At 61.2% G+C, this 16,451-nt stretch carries 16 protein-coding genes; 6 read left to right on the top strand and 10 right to left on the bottom strand.

The genetic code is table 11. From position 1 onward, the window contains the following. Positions 1–77: 77 nt before the first annotated feature. Together HYE77_RS04305 and HYE77_RS04310 are read left to right on the top strand one after the other, a co-directional pair. On the top strand, positions 78–1,358 hold the full coding sequence (locus HYE77_RS04305) for an aspartate aminotransferase family protein (protein WP_177027976.1): 1,281 nt from the start codon (positions 78–80) through the stop codon (positions 1,356–1,358). 186 nt (positions 1,359–1,544) lie between these two features. Further along, entirely contained in the window at positions 1,545–1,703 is a 159-nt protein-coding gene (locus tag HYE77_RS04310; RefSeq protein ID WP_003211049.1) for a YqaE/Pmp3 family membrane protein, read from the top strand. A 6-nt stretch (positions 1,704–1,709) separates the two neighbouring features. On the opposite strand, the gene pqqE is transcribed toward HYE77_RS04310, so the two are convergent. The 9 genes from pqqE to HYE77_RS04355 all read right to left on the bottom strand — a co-directional run bounded on the left by pqqE (position 1,710) and on the right by HYE77_RS04355 (position 10,661). Next, positions 1,710–2,849, bottom strand: coding sequence for a pyrroloquinoline quinone biosynthesis protein PqqE (pqqE, locus tag HYE77_RS04315; RefSeq protein WP_177068450.1), 1,140 nt, complete (start codon positions 2,847–2,849; stop codon positions 1,710–1,712). Then, positions 2,842–3,117, bottom strand: coding sequence for a pyrroloquinoline quinone biosynthesis peptide chaperone PqqD (gene pqqD, locus HYE77_RS04320; RefSeq protein WP_003211043.1), 276 nt, complete (start codon positions 3,115–3,117; stop codon positions 2,842–2,844). The genes pqqE and pqqD overlap by 8 nt, the downstream gene beginning before the upstream one ends. Further along, positions 3,114–3,866 carry a pyrroloquinoline-quinone synthase PqqC gene (gene pqqC / locus HYE77_RS04325; RefSeq protein WP_003211042.1) on the bottom strand — a complete coding sequence of 251 codons (753 nt, stop codon included), beginning with the start codon at positions 3,864–3,866 and terminating at the stop codon, positions 3,114–3,116. The genes pqqD and pqqC overlap by 4 nt, the downstream gene beginning before the upstream one ends. 11 nt (positions 3,867–3,877) lie before the next feature. Beyond that, positions 3,878–4,789, bottom strand: a complete 912-nt coding sequence (gene pqqB / locus HYE77_RS04330; RefSeq protein WP_003211040.1) for a pyrroloquinoline quinone biosynthesis protein PqqB — start codon at positions 4,787–4,789, stop codon at positions 3,878–3,880. Positions 4,790–4,866: 77 nt separating this feature from the next. Further along, a complete protein-coding gene (gene pqqA, locus HYE77_RS04335) occupies positions 4,867–4,941 on the bottom strand; it encodes a pyrroloquinoline quinone precursor peptide PqqA (RefSeq protein ID WP_003194766.1) in 75 nt (24 codons plus the stop codon). Between the two features lie 159 nt (positions 4,942–5,100). Continuing rightward, positions 5,101–7,473: a pyrroloquinoline quinone biosynthesis protein PqqF gene (gene pqqF, locus HYE77_RS04340; RefSeq protein ID WP_177068451.1), complete on the bottom strand. Its 2,373-nt coding sequence runs from the start codon at positions 7,471–7,473 to the stop codon at positions 5,101–5,103. Between the two features lie 50 nt (positions 7,474–7,523). Beyond that, on the bottom strand, positions 7,524–8,318 hold the full coding sequence (locus HYE77_RS04345; RefSeq protein WP_177068452.1) for a carbon-nitrogen hydrolase family protein: 795 nt from the start codon (positions 8,316–8,318) through the stop codon (positions 7,524–7,526). A gap of 10 nt (positions 8,319–8,328) precedes the next feature. Beyond that, positions 8,329–10,011, bottom strand: coding sequence for an NAD(P)/FAD-dependent oxidoreductase (locus HYE77_RS04350; RefSeq protein ID WP_177035403.1), 1,683 nt, complete (start codon positions 10,009–10,011; stop codon positions 8,329–8,331). Between the two features lie 167 nt (positions 10,012–10,178). Continuing rightward, on the bottom strand, positions 10,179–10,661 hold the full coding sequence (locus tag HYE77_RS04355; RefSeq protein ID WP_134327417.1) for an Lrp/AsnC family transcriptional regulator: 483 nt from the start codon (positions 10,659–10,661) through the stop codon (positions 10,179–10,181). Between the two features lie 161 nt (positions 10,662–10,822). Here HYE77_RS04355 and HYE77_RS04360 point away from each other — a divergent pair, with 161 nt between their 5' ends. Further along, positions 10,823–13,183, top strand: a complete 2,361-nt coding sequence (locus HYE77_RS04360; RefSeq protein ID WP_177068453.1) for a glucose/quinate/shikimate family membrane-bound PQQ-dependent dehydrogenase — start codon at positions 10,823–10,825, stop codon at positions 13,181–13,183. A gap of 42 nt (positions 13,184–13,225) precedes the next feature. Here the strand turns inward: HYE77_RS04360 and HYE77_RS04365 are convergent, their stop codons facing one another. Next, positions 13,226–14,092, bottom strand: a complete 867-nt coding sequence (locus HYE77_RS04365) for a LysR family transcriptional regulator (protein WP_177068454.1) — start codon at positions 14,090–14,092, stop codon at positions 13,226–13,228. A 113-nt stretch (positions 14,093–14,205) separates the two neighbouring features. On the opposite strand from HYE77_RS04365, the gene HYE77_RS04370 reads away from it, so the two are divergent. From HYE77_RS04370 to HYE77_RS04380, 3 genes are all read left to right on the top strand, one after another. Then, positions 14,206–14,631 (top strand): VOC family protein, encoded by a 426-nt coding sequence (locus tag HYE77_RS04370; protein ID WP_003211024.1) that lies wholly within the window; start codon positions 14,206–14,208, stop codon positions 14,629–14,631. A gap of 10 nt (positions 14,632–14,641) precedes the next feature. Continuing rightward, on the top strand, positions 14,642–15,895 hold the full coding sequence (locus HYE77_RS04375) for an amidase (protein WP_177068455.1): 1,254 nt from the start codon (positions 14,642–14,644) through the stop codon (positions 15,893–15,895). 70 nt (positions 15,896–15,965) lie between these two features. Then, on the top strand, positions 15,966–16,367 hold the full coding sequence (locus HYE77_RS04380; RefSeq protein WP_177022286.1) for a type II toxin-antitoxin system HicB family antitoxin: 402 nt from the start codon (positions 15,966–15,968) through the stop codon (positions 16,365–16,367). Positions 16,368–16,451 lie beyond the last annotated feature (84 nt).

Here is a 16,451-nt window from a genome sequence, read left to right on the forward strand (position 1 = left end):
ATAGGCAAGGCAAAAAACCTCCGCCATGGGTTTATCGGTAATACCGACCAAGGTGCGATTGCCAAAGGGGTTCATCCATGAACCTGTTCAACCTGCGTCGCCCCGCCCCCAGCCTGGATGATCTGATCCTCGAGGCGAAGACCCCGGCTCTGCGAGACGATCTTTCCAGCGATTGCCTGATGCCCAGCGTGGCTCGCCCGCCCCAGGTGTTTGTACGCGGCCAGGGCTCCTGGCTGTGGGACAGCGAAGACCGCGCCTATCTCGACTTCAGCCAGGGTGGCGGCGCCAACAGCCTGGGCCATAGCCCACAGGCAGTGACCAAGGCGCTGGCCGATCAGGCCCAATCGCTGATCAATCCCGGTAACAGCCTGCACAACCGCGTTCAACTGAACCTCGCCGACCGCCTGTGCCATCGCACCGGCAGCGACCAGGCCTACCTGCTCAACAGCGGCGCCGAAGCCTGCGAAGCGGCTATCAAGCTGGCGCGCAAATGGGGCCAACTGCACCGTGGCGGCGCCTATCGCATCATCACCGCGAGCAACGGTTGCCATGGCCGCAGCTTTGCCGCGATGTCGGCCTCGGCAGCCGCCAGTGAAAACCGTTTTGAGCCCCAGTTGCCAGGCTTCAGCCACGTGCCGTTCAACGACCTGCCGGCGCTGCACGCGGCGGTGGATGCGCAAACCGTGGCAATCATGCTGGAACCGATCCAGAACGATGCCGGCGTCATTCCCGCGACCGAGCATTACCTCAAGGGTGTCGAACGTCTGTGCCGTGAGCTGGGAATTCTGTTGATCCTTGATGAAGTGCAAACCGGCACCGGCCGTTGTGGCACGTTGCTCGCCGAACAGCACTATGGCGTTCGCGCCGACATCATCACCCTGGGCAAGGGCTTGGGGGGCGGTGTGCCGCTGGCGGCGTTGCTGGCACGGGGCAAAGCGTGTTGTTTTGAGCTGGGTGAGCTGGAAGGCACCCACCACGGCAACGCGCTGATGGCTTCCGCCGGTGTGGCGGTGCTTGATACGGTGCTGAACCACGGATTTCTTGAACACGTCTGCGAGGTCGGCACTTACCTGGGCGAAGGGCTTGCCCGCCTGGCGCATCGCTATGACCAGGGTGAACTGCGCGGCCAGGGCCTGATGTGGGGACTGACTCTGTCGGAGGATTCGGCAGATGCCGTGGTAAAGGCCGCGCTCAGTGAAGGCCTGATCCTGAGCGCGCCGCAACCCGATTGCCTGCGCTTCACCCCGGCGCTCACATTGAGCAAAAGCAACGTCGACGAAATGCTCCTGCGTCTGGCCCGTGCCTTCTCCCGGGTGCGCACTGCACAGCTGCAATGCCGCAAGGGCATTGCCGTTTAAGCCCCATATTTCCTGAACCGTCTCGCGGTATACGCGGCGCCTCCAGCCTGATTCTTTTGGCTGGGGGCGTTTTTTTGTCCGCGAATTAGACGATGGCTGAGTGCCAGATCCCACTGAACCCTTACCAACGGCCAAGGTCGATTAGCTTGTACGGCTCACACGAGCCGATTTTCTGGAGCTGAACCCATGGATATCATTCGCATCATCATCGCTATTCTGCTGCCGCCACTGGGTGTGTTCCTGCAAGTGGGTTTCGCTGGCGCGTTCTGGCTGAACATCCTGCTGACCTTGTGCGGTTACATTCCCGGCATCGTGCACGCGGTGTACATCATCGCCAAACGCTAAAAGACCTCAGCCTTTCGCGATCAGCCGTGAGTTGCGCTCATTGCGAAAGGCCAGTTGCTCAATGGTCTGGGTGGCGTGCTTCGCTTCTTCGCGGGCCTGGAGGATCATGCCGTGGTGCTCCGATTTGCTGCACACCGGGTCAGCATTGCTGGCATCTCCGGTCAGCATGAACGCCTGGCAGCGGCAGCCGCCGAAGTCCTTTTCCTTCTCATCGCATGAACGGCACGGCTCGGGCATCCAGTCGTAGCCGCGAAAGCGGTTGAAGCCGAACGAGTCGTACCAGATGTGTTGCATGCTGTGGTCGCGCACGTTGGGAAATTGCACCGGCATCTGTCGGGCTCCGTGGCACGGCAGGGCAGTACCGTCCGGCGTTACTGTCAGAAAGATGCTGCCCCAGCCATTCATGCAGGCTTTCGGGCGTTCCTCGTAGTAATCCGGCGTGACGAATATCAGCTTGCACGGGTGGCCTTCGGCTTCGAGCTTGGCGCGGTATTCGTTGGTGATGCGTTCGGCGCGCACCAGCTGTTCCTGGGTCGGCAACAGGCCGACCCGATTGAGCTGGGCCCAGCCGTAGAACTGGCAGGTGGCAAGCTCGACAAAGTCCGCTTCCAGGGCAATGCACAGCTCAATGATGCGGTCGATCTTGTCGATATTGTGCCGATGGGTGACGAAGTTCAGCACCATCGGGTAGCCATGGGCTTTCACTGCCCGGGCCATTTCGAGTTTTTGTGCGAAGGCTTTTTTCGAGCCGGCCAGCAAGTTGTTCACTTGCTCGTCACTGGCCTGGAAACTGATCTGGATATGGTCCAGGCCGGCCTTCTTGAAGTCGCTGATCTTCTGCTCGGTGAGGCCGATGCCGGAGGTGATCAGGTTGGTATAGAAACCCAGCTTGCGCGCCTCGGCGATCAGTTCGGCGAGGTCCTGGCGCACCAGCGGCTCACCGCCGGAAAACCCCAGTTGCGCAGCGCCCATTTCCCGGGCTTCACGAAATACCTTGATCCACTGTTCCGTGCTCAGTTCCTTGCCCTGCTCGGCGAAATCCAGCGGATTGGAGCAGTACGGGCATTGCAGCGGGCAGCGGTAGGTCAGCTCGGCCAGCAACCAGAGCGGCAGGCCGATTTCCGGCTTGGGTGGCAGGTCAGGCAAGTTCGATCCAGTGCTGAGCACGGGCAACCTCCATGAATTGCTCGATGTCTTCACCGAGCTCGGGCACGCCAGGGAACTGCTTGTCCAACTCGGCGATGATTGCGCTGACATCGCGCTCGCCGTCGATCAAGCCACCGATCAAGGCGGCGCTGTCGTTGAGCTTGATCATGCCTTCCGGGTACAGCAGCACATGGCCTTTTTGCGCCGGTTCGTACTGGAAACGATAGCCCTGGCGCCAGGTCGGTTTTTTGCTGCGATCGAAGCTCATAGGGTGATCCCCTTATGCCATACACGCTGATCGGTCACGCTGTGATACGGCGGGCGTTTCAGTTCATAAGCCATGCTCATTGCATCGAGCATGCTCCAAAGAATGTCCAGTTTGAACTGGAGAATTTCCAGCATGCGCTCCTGGCCTTCGCGGGTGGTGTAGTGCTGCAGGGTGATGGCCAGACCGTGCTCCACATCCCGGCGAGCCTGGCCCAGGCGGGTGCGGAAATACTCGTAGCCGGCGGGGTCGATCCATGGGTAATGCTGGGGCCAGCTGTCGAGGCGCGACTGGTGGATCTGCGGGGCGAACAACTCGGTCAGGGAACTGCTGGCGGCTTCCTGCCAGCTGGCCCTGCGGGCGAAGTTGACGTAGGCGTCTACCGCAAATCGTACGCCCGGCAGTACCAACTCCTGGGAGCGCAGTTGATCCGGGTCGAGGCCGACGGCCTGTCCCAGGCGCAACCAGGCTTCAATGCCGCCGTCTTCGCCGGGAGCGCCGTCGTGATCCAGCAGGCGCTGGATCCACTCACGACGAATCTCCCGGTCCGGGCAGTTGGCCAGGATCGCGGCGTCCTTGAGGGGAATGTTCACCTGGTAATAAAAACGGTTGGCGACCCAGCCCTGGATCTGCTCGCGGGTGGCGCGGCCTTCGTACATCGCCACGTGATACGGGTGATGGATATGGTAGAAGGCGCCCTTGGCGCGCAGGGCCTGTTCGAACTCGGCGGTGGTCAGCGGTGTGTCAGTCATTTGGCTCGCTCCTACAATTCAATGCTCATGCCGTCGTACGCCACTTCCACATTGCGTCGCAGCAGCTCGGCTCGCTCGGGCGAGTCTTCATCCAGTATCGGGTTGGTGTTGTTGATGTGGATAAGCACCTTGCGCTGCTTGGGCAACTGCTCCAGCACTTCCAGCATGCCGCCGGGGCCGTTTTGTGCCAGGTGGCCCATCTCGCGACCGGTGCGGGTGCCGACGCCACGGCGCTGCATTTCGTCGTCGTCCCACATCGTGCCGTCCACCAGCAGGCAATCGCTGCCGGCCATGATTTCCAGCAACGGTGCGTCAACCTTGCCCAGGCCCGGCGCATAGAACAGCTTGCCGCCGGTGCGCAGGTCTTCGACGATCAGGCCGATGTTGTCGCCCGGGTGTGGGTCGAATCGGTGAGGCGAGTAGGGCGGTGCCGCGCTGCGCAGCGGCAATGGTGTGAAGCGCAGGTTGGGGCAGGCGGGGATCGTGAAGCTGGCGTCCAGCTCGATGCGGTTCCAGGCCAGGCCGCCGTTCCAGTGGGTCAGCATGGTGAACAGCGGGAAGCCGGTGCTCAGGTCTTCATGGACCATGTCGGTGCACCACACCTGGTGCGGGCAGCCTTCGCGCAGGCTGAGCAGGCCGGTGGTGTGGTCGATCTGGCTGTCCATCAGGATGATCGCGCTGATGCCGGTATCCCGCAGCGCGCGGCCCGGTTGCATCGGGGCGAAGCCTTGAAGCTGGGCGCGGATATCTGGCGAGGCGTTGCACAGCACCCAGTTCACGCCGTCATCGGAAATCGCGATGGACGACTGGGTACGCGCCTCGGCCCGCAGGCTGCCGTCGCGAAAACCTGCACAGTTCACGCAGTTGCAGTTCCATTGCGGGAAACCACCGCCGGCGGCGGAACCTAGAATCTGGACAAACATGGCCGCTCCATTACACACAACTCAAAAATAAAAACGCCCCGGGCGAGCCGAGGCGTTGCATTGCGATACAAAGCCAATCAGCGGCTGGCAAAGTACATGGTGACTTCAAAGCCGATACGCAGATCAGTGTAAGCAGGTTTGGACCAGGTCATGTTCTTACTCCTACGAAGGGAAGGGACGTTTACTACCAAGTAATACATATAGTCCACCTCCAAGCGGAGATGTTCAGATGTGTGCATGTGAATGTTACGTACTTCTTTTGAAGATAGCGCTGTCCTGCGGGAAAAAGCCTTTTACCGAAGCGGCAATGATCAGCCAGATCGTTGCCAGGAGCCGGCGGCACAAGCGCCATTGGCCACACAGCACCATCCGCCTGCAGCAGCATCGAGTTGCTGTGCAGCTACCATTAAATCCTCGCGGGTGCGGGTCTGGATGAAATCTTGCAGCTGCTGGATGTAATCCGACGGGTGGCCTGCCAAGTGCGCGTGCCAGAGCAGTTCAGCGGCTTGGGAAGTGGGTAGGGCGTCGAGGGAAAATTGCCGGGCCAGATCGTTCGACAGTTCGCTGGCGTTGATCAGCGCGGGCAGTTGCTTCAGGAACGCCTGCAGGTGATCAAGTATTTGCGCAAGAGACGCGCTTGGGGATTGCACCCCAAACAGCAGGCCGGTTTGCCCGCTGTACTGTCGGATGTCGCTGAACACCGCGTAGCCCAATTGAAGCTCAACACGCAGTTGCTGGTAGAACGGCGCTTGCACCAGATGTGCGAGTAGACGCCAGCAAGCCTCGTCCGCCAGGGAGCGTGTGGCTGTCGGGCAGAACAGCAGCAACGCGGCGTCGCTGGAATCGGTCCTGACTTCGTGCCAACGATGCTGGCTGCTGATTGACGGCAGTTCGCTGATAGCCGCTTGCGGTTGGCCGGGCAGTTTCCCGGCTGCACTTTTTATCGCCGTCTCGCAGGCGGCGGGCAGCCCCACGGCGAGCCCTTGCCAGCGAGCGGTTGACCATCGGTCTCGCCCAGCAACCTGCTGTGCAGCTGGGATGTCGGCGCAATACCCGGGCAATGCCTTGAGTAACTGCCGGATCGCCATTGCCGGCGCCGGGGAGGATGACGCTCCGGCATTTTCGTCGAGCCGGGTCAGCTCGCGTGCCACTTCCTCCAATATCGCGGGCATGGGTTCGTGCAGCCCTAGCATCTTCAGCTGCCAGTGACCGCCGATTGTCTCGAAAGACAACTGGACGCCAGCCTGGCTGGCGTTCTCACGCAGCCGTGGGAAAAGCTCTGCATCCAGCGGCGAATCCAGATGCCAGCGCAGGTAGAGCGCGCCTTCATCTGTGTCGCCTGGCAAGGCCTGGCTGAAGGTCAGCGCCGAAAAGTCCTTTCGCCCACGGGAGCGATCCTGGGCGAACGTGCGCAGGCCGCGATGGGCGCTGGTTTGCCCGCGAATCAGCCCCGGGCGCTCTTCCCTGGCTGCCGGCTGCAGGAACGGATTGGTGGGCGGCAGTTGCCAGGCGTGCCGGGACGGCGGCAATTGCAGCGAGTCCAGCAGGGTCTTGAGGGAGCTGGCGCTCTGCTCGGACAGGACCAGTTCCTTGTCCTGCCGGGCCAATGCCAGGGCACCACTGACCTGTTGTTTGCGAGCAAGCAGCAAGGCGTGCTCTTCCCGCAGGGGCGCCCAGTCACTGTGTGCGAAAAAGCTCAGCCAGTCGTGCAGCAGTTCTTCGATCAGTGTCGTCTGCTGCGCACCCTGAGTGTCCAGGGTGAACTTGATATCCAACAACGCCTGTCCGGCAAATTGATACAGCGCCGTTGCGTTAATGGCGCTGACTAACTGCCGCGACTGCAACTCGGCGAGCAACCCGCCGGGCGCCGAAGTGTTCAGCCACAGGCAGAGGAAATCCAGCGCCTCAGGGGAAGCCTCGCTTGCCACCACCTGATGCCAGTGGTGTTCATCGGTGTGTTGATAAGTACGTTGATTGCCGGCCAGCAACGCTGGCGCCGGCGTCTGTCGCCGCAGAGGTGCAGTCTTCAGCGCAGCGCCAAACTGATGCGCCAATGCCTCCAGCTCCACCAGCGACTGAGGGCCCGCAAGGCTCAAGGTCATCTGCCCGGAATGATAGAAACCTTCATAAAAATCCCGCAAGGCCTGCTGAAAATCCTCACGCTCTACCGGCAAGCTATCCCGGTTGCCCGCATGAAACGCGCGCAACGGATGACCCGCCGCAACACCTCCCAGCAACGCTTGTTGCTGTTGCGCCGTGGCATCTTGCGACCAGGCAATAAACTCCGCCTGCAATACTTCGCGCTCACGCAACTGGTCTTCCAGGGCCAGGCGCGGATGGGCGAGCATGTCCCCCAGGCGCTCCAGTGCGGCTTCAAATGCCGTAACAGGCACCTCAAAGAAAAAGTCGGTAGTGCGCTCGCGGGTGCTGGCATTCACCTGTCCACCCTGGCGCTGGACGTAGGCCATCAGCCCTTCGCTTGCAGGAAAACGCTCGGTGCCCAGGAACAATAAATGCTCAAGAAAATGCGCCAGTCCCGGCCACGCCAGGGGCACATCGTGGCTGCCCGCTGCAACGCGCAAGGCAGCCGCGGCGCGCTTCAAGCGCGGCGCATGATGCAAGGAAACCCGCAGGCCGCTGGCCAGGGTCAATTGAAGGTGATGAGGGTGGGCCGGCGCAGGCATGAGCACTTCCGAAACGTAGGAAGTGCCTATGCTAGCGCAAACCTGCCGGATCAGTGCTTGTGCAACGCCCCATAAAGCTCGGGACGCCGGTCCAGCAGGTAGCGATTGGCCGCGCGTGAGTCGACCATCAACTGCCGATCGAGTGTGCCCACGATCAGCGCTTCATCCAGACCGGCCTGGGCAATCCGCTGGCCATCCGGCGCGGCGATGCTGCTTTGCCCGCAATACTGGATCTCGCCTTCCTGCCCGCAGTAATTGGCGTAGGCCACATAACACTGGTTTTCAAACGCCCGCGCCCGCACGGTCACATCGGCGACGAAATCGAAGGGCACCATATTGGCCGTCGGTACCAGGATCAACTCCGCCCCGGCCAGCGCCAGGCGCCGGGTGTTCTCCGGGAATTCCAGGTCATAGCAAATCAGGAAACCCAGCCTCCAGCCGTTCAATTCCACCAGCGGAAAATCATCGTCCCCGGCGCTGAACATCGAGTTGTCGAGGTCGCCAAACAGGTGGGTCTTGCGGTAGTTGCACAGGCGTTGGCCGTTGGCGTCTATCAACTGCACGGCGTTGTAGATCTGCCCGTCTGCACCGCGCTCCGGATAGCCATACAGAATCGCCACGCCCGAGTTTTTCGCCAGCGCGGCGATGGACTGGGCAGCGGGGCCGTCCTGGGTTTCAGCCAGGGCGCCGACCGCTTCCACGCCGATGTTATAGCCGGTGAGAAACATCTCCGGCAGTACCAGCAGGTCGGCGTCGGTGGCCTCTTGCGCCAACTGATGCAGACGCTTGAGATTGCCGGCCACGTCCAGCGGCAAAGGCGGGCATTGATACAGGGCGACACGCATGGGCAACTCCTTACTCGGGCAGTGCGATCGGCCCGATCTCGTCGAACACATCCCCCGGCCCCGGGTTCTGCGGGTGAGTGCTGCCACCGAAGTGAGTCATGATGCCCCACACCGCGTTCAGCGAGGTTTGCACGGCGCCTTCAACCCACGCCGGGGTCCAGGACACGTCGTCACCGGCAATGAAAATACCGCGTTGCTCCGCCGGCATGTCCTTCTGTATGAAGTGCGCGTACATCCGCTGGTTATAGCGATAGTGGCCGGGAAGTGCGCCTTTGAAAGCACCGAGGAAATGCGGGTCGGCTTCCCATGACACGGTGATCGGATCGCCGATGATCCGCGCGGCGATGTCGACTTTCGGGTAGATCTTCTTCAGCGCATCCAGAGCCAGCTTCACGCGTTTCTCGATGGGTTGCGGAAGCATTTTCAGCGCATCGCTCATCCAGGAGTAGGACAGGCAAATCACCCCCGGCTTGTCGTCACCGTTGTCGAACAGATAGGTGCCGCGGGTCAGGCGATCCGTCAGCGTCATGCTCATCAGGTCGCGGCCGGTTTCCGGATCCTTGTCCTTCCAGAATGGCCGGTCGACCATCACGAAGGTCTTCGACGACTGCATGTAGCGGGTGCGGTCCAGGGCCATCCACATCTTTTGCGAGAACAGGGTTTCGTCGCACTCGATCTGGGTGGTCAGCAGCCAGCTCTGGCAGGTGGTCAGCACGGCGGCGTATTCGCGGGTGTCACCGTAGTTGTCGGTGACGGCGAAACGGCCGTCCGGGGCGTGGGCAATGCGCTTGACCCCGGCCCGTGGCGCACCGTTGTGCAGGGAACTGAGGCTGGTGCCTTCGGGCCAGTGGGCGCAACGCTCCGGCACATGGCGCCAGATGCCCATGGGCACTTGGGCGACGCCGCCGACCACCAGATGCTGGTGATCGTCGCAGTTGGTCATCACCACGCGGAAGATTTCCAGCATCGAGTTGGGGAAGTCCGAGTCCCAGCCGCCGGTGCCAAAGCCGACCTGGCCGAACACTTCGCGGTGATGAAAGGACAACTTGGCGAACGCTTTGGAGGTCGCCACGAAGTCGTAGAAGGTGCGGTCGTCCCACAACGGAACCAGCGTATTCCACAGCTCTTTCAGGCGCGGTACGTCACGGTCGCGGATGGCTTGCTGGATATCGGCGAACTGCGAGCCGGCTTCCAGGGCGTCGGCCCAGGCGTCAGCCACTTCCTGGAACAGTGCAGGAAGGTCAGCGAGTTTCTGTGCGTAGTGCGTCTGGCCTTCGAGGTCGATGACCGTGCTGCCGGAAGCCGGCGTCAGCGGGTTGGGGAAGGGTTTGGTCTCCAGCCCGAGTTTGTCGACGTAGTGGTAGAACGCGGTGGAGGACACCGGGAAACGCATGCCACCCAGTTCCGCAATGATGCCTTCGGCGCCTTCAAACGCCTGGGAGCGCAGGCGGCCACCCATTTTCGAGGCTTCATACACCACGGGTTTAAGGCCCAGCTTCATCAACTCATAGGCGGCTACCAGCCCGGCAATCCCGGCGCCGACGATCGCCACTTCGGCGCCGTGGTTGGCCGCCGGAATGCTACCCAGGCCCGCCGGGTGTTCGATCCAGTCATCAAAGGCAAACGGGAAGTCCGGGCCAAAGATAGTGATGGGCTTCTTGCCGTTTGCCGGGTGGCGATTGGTCTTGCTGATGGTGCTGGAAGGAATGCTCATGGCTGACCTTGCTGGCGGCTCGGCGGGGCGCGACCCGCTGAGTATAGGAAAAGATGGCAGCCATTCTAGGGAGCGTAGCGTTCGTTAATAAGACGCAATGTGTCGTCGGATTGAATTGTTTTTAGTCAGAGTGACGATCTTGCTGGTCAGATTGGTTGGCCGCGATCCAGTTTGTTACTGAGGATGATCGAGGTGGTGGTCTTCTCCACGCCGTCGACGCTGCCGATCTGGTCCAGCAGTTGATCCAGCTGTTCCGGCGAATCGGTGCGCAGCCAGGCCACGTAATCGAACTCGCCGCTTACCGCACATAACTGCTGAACCTGCGCCATGGTACTGATCCGGCGCAGCACTTCCTTGCCGGAGCGCGGTTGCACGGTGATCCCCACGTAGGCCTGCAAACCACCATCCACCACCCGCTGGCTGAGGCGCACGCCATAGCCGGTAATCACCTGGGTTTTTTCCAGGCGCGCCAGGCGTGAGGTGACGGTGGTGCGCGCGATGCCCAGTTGCCGGGCAAGCATGGCCACACTTTCACGCGCGTTGATCTGCAAGGCGGCGATCAACTGGCGATCGATTTCATCGAGGACGGGAGGGTGAGAGGCGGGCAAGGTGTTCTCCGGCGCGGGCATCAATGGGCGAGCATGTTACAGGCTCGGTCCTGGCGATACTGCCCGCCCGGCCGGGAATTTATTTTCGCCGCTGATCGAACACATTATTTTGTGCCAGATTGTGAAAAGTAACTGTTTGGTACATTATTTTGCGTTAGGTATACAGGAAGGACGTTTGCGCGATGAATAACTTTGGGGCTGCCACCGGCAGCAGATGGTTGCTGGTTGGGCTGGGCCTGCTGATCGCCTTGATCGGCCTGGGTTTGGCAGGCGGTGGCGGTTACCTCGTAGTGCTGGGCGGCAGTTGGTATTTCCTGCTGATGGGCCTGGCGATGCTGGTCTCTGGTGTGCTGATCGCCAAACGCCGGCCTCAGGGCGCATGGCTGTACGCCGTGGCATTGGTGCTGACTGCGATCTGGGCGGTGTGGGATACCGGTCTGGAATACTGGCCGTTGGTTTCGCGAGTCCTGACCTTCGCCGTCATCGGCCTGGTAGTCGCGCTGATTTATCCACAGCTCGCCCGCGCTTCGGGATCGACACCCGGGCGCGGCGCCTATGGCGTTGCCGGGCTGCTGGGCCTGGGCGTGGTCGCCACCCTGGCGTACATGTTTGTACCGACCCACGTGGTCAAGGCCAGCAGTGAGCCTGCGGTGACTGCGGTAACGCCGGGCACCGAGCAAAAAGACTGGGCCCACTGGGGCAACACCACCGCCGGCAATCGGTTTGCCGCGCTGGACCAGATCAACAAAGGCAACATCGACAAGTTGCAGGTGGCCTGGACCTTCCACACCGGCGACATCCCCGAGAGCAATGGCGCCGGTGCCGAAGACCAGAACACCCCGCTGCAGATCGGTGACAGCGTTTACGTGTGCACCGCCTACGGCAAAGTGTTTTCCCTGGACGCCGATACCGGTGCCCAACGCTGGAAATTCGATCCCCAGGGCAGCGGCCCCAACTGGCAGCGTTGCCGTGGCCTGGGGTATTTCGACAGCAGTGCCAGCGAGCAACCCGCCGGCGCCAAAGCCTGTGTGAAACGTCTGTTTCTGCCGACCGGCGATGCCCGGTTGATTGCGATCAATGCTGAAACCGGCGCGCCTTGCGAAGACTTCGGCGACCACGGCACCGTCGACCTGAAGACCGACATGGGCGAAGTGAAGCCCGGTTATTACCAGCAAACCTCGACGCCACTGGTGGCGGGAAATGTTGTGATCGTGGGTGGACGCGTGGCGGACAACTTCTCCACCGGTGAACCGCCAGGCGTGGTGCGCGCCTTTGACGTGCACAGCGGCGAACTGGTGTGGGCCTGGGATCCGGGCAACCCGAACACCACCAAACGCCCACCTGCAGGAGAGACCTACACCCGTGGCACGCCGAACGTATGGTCGGCCATGTCCTACGACGCCAAGCTCGGCCTGGTCTACCTGCCCACCGGTAACGCCACCCCGGACTTCTTCGCCGGTGAACGTACCGCCTATGACGACAAGTGGAGCTCTTCCATCGTCGCCATCGACGTGAAGACCGGCCAGGTGCGCTGGCACTTCCAGACCACTCACCACGACCTGTGGGACTTTGACCTGCCGGCACAGCCGCTGCTCTACGACATTCCGGATGGCAACGGCGGCGTGCAACCGGCACTGGCCCAAGTCACCAAGCAAGGTGAAATCTTCCTGCTCAACCGCGAAACCGGCGTGCCCATCGCCCGGGTAGAAGAGCGCCCGGTGCCCCAGGGCAATGTGCCCGGCGAACGTTATTCGCCGACCCAGCCGTTCTCGGTGGACATGCCTTCGATCGGCAATCAGCAACTGACCGAATCCGACATGTGGGGCGCCACGCCGTTTGACCAGTTGATGTGCCGCATCCAGTTCAAAGGCATGCGCCACCAGGGCGTCTATACGCCGCCAGGCCTGGACCGCGCGCTGCAATTCCCGGGTTCGCTGGGGGGGATGAACTGGGGCAGTGTGTCAGTGGACCCGAATACCCACTATATGTTCGTCAACGACATGCGCCTGGGTTTGGCCAACTACATGATCCCGCGCGACAAGATCGCCGCCGGTGCCAGTGGCATCGAAATGGGCGTGGTGCCGCAAGAAGGTACGCCATTCGGTGCAATGCGCGAGCGCTTCCTCTCGGCGGCTGGCATTCCGTGTCAGAAGCCGCCGTTCGGCACCCTGTCGGCCATCGACCTGAAAACCCACAAGCTGATGTGGCAAGTGCCGGTGGGCACGGTTGAAGACACCGGGCCGCTGGGCATCCGCATGCACATGCCGATTCCAATCGGCATGCCGACCCTCGGCGCGTCCCTGGCCACCCAGTCCGGCTTGCTGTTTTTCGCCGGCACCCAGGACTTCTACCTGCGCGCTTTCGACACCGGCAACGGCAACGAGATCTGGAAATCACGGCTGCCGGTGGGTAGCCAGTCGGGGCCGATGACCTACGTGTCGCCCAAGACCGGCACGCAGTACATCGTGCTCACCGCTGGCGGCGCGCGACAGTCGCCGGACCGTGGGGATTATGTGATTGCCTACGCGTTGCCCAAGAAATAGGGCGTGAAAAAGCCGCACGGATGTGCGGCTTTTTTTTGCGTCTTAGATCGTGTCTGCCAGCAGGCATCGGGCAAAGAGTTGTGGCACCGGAAGGTTGCGCTGGCTGTAGCGGCTCAGCAAGATGATTTCCCGGTTAAAGGTCAGCTCGCCCAGCGGGATGACACGCACCTGCGGGGATCGGTCCAGCCATAGTCCGGCGTGGGGAACCAGTGAAACGCCCAGGCCGCATTCGACCATTTTGACCAGCGCCTCAATCTCGTCCAGTTCCAGCGCCACTTGCACGTCCAGCCGCTGATCCCGCAGAAAGCGACTGACCAGCCGCCCGCCAAACGAAGCCCGGTCGTAGCGCACGTGAGGATGAGCGGCGAGCAGTTGCAGCGGGTCATCACCCTTGACCGTGTGCGGCACGATCAACACAAACGGCTCCTTGCGCAGCACCTGTACGTGCAGTTCCTTGGGCAAATCAAAGGGCGGGCGAATGATGATCGCCGAATCCAGCTCGCCTGCGTCTACCTGGCTGAGCAACTCCAGGGAAACCCCTGGCACTAATTTGCATTCGACCGTCGGCGCAGCCTGGCGCAAGCGCACGAGGGCCTGGGGCAGCAGCCCGGTCTGGGCGGTGGTGATGGCGCCGACTTTCAATTCGCCACGGTATTCGTTGGCATCCACCGGCACGGCCATGCGGTTGAACGTCTCGAGAATCTCCTTGGCCAGTGGCAGCGCGCGGATGCCCGCCGCATTCAATGTGGCCTGGCGCCCGGTGCGGTCGAACAGCTGCACGCCGAGCACCTGCTCCAACTGGCGAATCTGCGCGCTTACCGCCGACTGCGTCAGCCCGATATGCATGCCCGCTGCGGCGAACGTGCCATGGCGGGTAACGGCGATAAAGGTTTTCAGTTCCCGCAGCATGGGCGTCTCGATTGATCAAAATAATTTGAGCTCGCTGCGAAAACTATCGTCTTTCCATCGGTTACGGCAAGGCTAGACTCGCAAGGAATTAATACCCATAGAGGTTAAACCTGATGGCACTGGCTCCTTTTCACCTGGCAATTCCGGTATTCGACCTGGCGGCAGCGCGGCAGTTTTATGGTGAGGTGTTTGGGTTGGAGGAGGGACGAGCCAGTGATCACTGGGTCGACTTCGACTTCTTCGGGCATCAATTGGTGATTCATGAGCACCCGAAAACCGCTTCTCAAGAGGCGGCGCACACCAATGCGGTAGACGGTCACGACGTGCCGGTGCCGCATTTTGGCGTGGTGTTGAGTTGGGATGATTGGCATGCGTTGGCGGAGCGTTTGCAGGCGCGCAATACCCAGTTTGTGTTGGAACCGCATATTCGTTTCAAAGGCCAGGTGGGCGAGCAGGCGACGTTGTTTCTGTTTGACCCGTGCGGCAACGCGTTGGAGTTCAAGGCGTTCAAGGACATTGGGCAGTTGTTTGCCAAGTGAGGGCGCTTTGATGAATGGCCTGGATGCAACGGGCATCGCCGAGGCGGTGGGTTCGGGGGCGATTACGCCGGCTTTGGTTGCTGAACACTTTCTTGCGCGCATAGGTGTCGACGAACCAGATATCCAGGCGTTTGTATCCTTCGACGCTGAGGCGGTGCGCGAGCAGGCGTTGCAGCTTGAAGGCTGTTCCGGTCCGCTGGCGGGCTTGCCCGTGGGGGTCAAGGACATCTTTGATACCGCCGACCACCCAACGGAATTCTATTCGCCGATTTACCAGGGTAATCGTCCATCGCGGGATGCCCATGTGGTGACGCTGCTACGCCAGGCGGGCGCGATCATCATGGGCAAGACCCACACCACCGAATTTGCCTACATGAACACGGGGCCGACGCGTAATCCGCTGGATTTGTCCTGCACTCCGGGTAGCTCCAGCGCGGGTTCTGCTGCGGGGATGGCGGCCGGTTTTTTCCCGTTGGCGTTGGGTACCCAAACGGCGGGGTCGTTGCTCAAGCCTGCGGCTTATTGCGGGTTGTTTGCCTTCAAACCGTCGTTTGGACTGGTCTCGCTGGAAGGCGTGAAACCCCTGGCGCCGAGCTTCGATACGGTGGGCTGGTATGGGCGTTCGGTGCGTGATCTTGAGCGGGTGGCACGGGTATTGATCCCGGGGTTTCCGGCTGTTGAGGCGGGGCGTCGGCCCTTGCGGCTTGGTTTCTGCCGTACCTCTCGCTGGTCGGATGTGCAGCCGATGGTGGCCGAGGCTATTGAACGAGTGGTTGCCCGGTTGGGGCCTCTTGTCAGTGAGGTCGTGTTGCCTGAAGCGTTCGACGGAGTATTCGACGATCACCAGTTGATCAACAATTGCGAAGGTGCCCGTTCATTGGCCAAGGAGTTTCAGTCTCAGCCTGAGTTACTCAGTGATTCGACGTTGGCCATGATTGAGCGTGCGAAGGCTACAAGCTGGGAACAGGAGTCGGCTGCGAAGGCACGCCTCGCACAACTCGCCCCGCAGCTCGCGCAAATCTGCCAGCCGTTTGATGCGATGTTGAGTGTTTCCTGCGGGATGCTGGCGCCGGTGGGGTTGGCGACCACGGGCCCGTCGGACTTCATCAAGTTCTGGGGCGCGTTTGGCTTGCCGCAGGTGAATGTACCGGTGATGCGTGGGGAAGGGGAGTTGCCGGTGGGGTTGCAGGTAATTGGGGCGTTCAGAGGGGATGCGCCGTTGCTGGGTACGGCGCAAGGCATTGTTGATGCGTTGGTAAGCTGAAAGGCACTATGGGGGAACACGTTGCTGATCTGTTGAGTGAGCCCCAGGCGGTTCATTCAGAGGATGAAAAATGAAATTCCCTGTGGTGATGCATAAAGGCGCTGATTCAGATTACAGCGTGACCGTCCCGGACGTGCCAGGTTGCTTTTCTGCGGGCACAACCTTTTCCGAAGCTCTGGATAATGTTCGCGAAGCTTTAGCGCTGCACCTCGAGGGATTGGTTGCTGATGAGGAGCGGCTTCCTCAGGCTAGAGAGGTCGACGTCCATTTGGAGAATCCGGACTTTGCGGGTGGCGTGTGGGCGGTGATCGACTTTGATCTCACTCCTTACCTGGGCAAGTCAGTCAGGTTCAACGCCTCACTGCCTGAGCAACTTTTGAATCGTATCGATGAGCGAGTGCAAAAAGACCATCGCTATGCCTCGCGCTCTGGGTTCCTGGCGACGGCGGCTTTGCGCGAACTTTCCGTTTGATAACGGGCCGGTAGAGCACGCAGTACAAAAAAGGCTTACGCCGCAAAGCGTAAGTCTTTCTTTTATTCGAGGAGGTGTGATCAG

This window comes from Pseudomonas sp. IPO3774, assembly GCF_013386835.1.
GTDB lineage: Bacteria > Pseudomonadota > Gammaproteobacteria > Pseudomonadales > Pseudomonadaceae > Aquipseudomonas.